The organism is Cytobacillus firmus, assembly GCF_023715565.1.
GTDB lineage: Bacteria > Bacillota > Bacilli > Bacillales > Cytobacillaceae > Cytobacillus > Cytobacillus firmus_C.
Genome location: NZ_JAMBOJ010000178.1, coordinates 1 through 284, shown reverse-complemented (window position 1 = coordinate 284; position 284 = coordinate 1). Strand labels below are relative to the sequence as shown.

Genomic DNA, 284 nt, shown 5'->3' with positions numbered 1-284 from the left:
AAGCAATAACCGAGTAATCGCCATCTTAGTTTTTCTCTTATTTTTGTTATAAAACGAAGTAAGAGCACAAACCTGAGGGTAATGAGAAGCAAGAAGATCAAGGAAGCGACTGAACGAGCACCGGAGCGTACGAGAGTACGTGAGGAGCACAGTGACAGAGCTGACGCAGAGATTCGCCGCTGATCATTGGCCAAAGTAGGTTAAGTTAGAAAGGGCGCACGGTGAATGCCTTGGCACTAGGAGCCGATGAAGGACGGTACTAACACCGATATGCTTCGGGGAGC

1 rRNA gene is annotated in these 284 nt (G+C 48.2%); it reads left to right on the top strand.

Features of this window, described 5'->3' with window-relative positions:
- Positions 1-198 precede the first annotated feature (198 nt).
- Positions 199-284: ribosomal RNA gene (locus tag M3205_RS25380) — 23S ribosomal RNA — on the top strand; the annotation flags it as partial.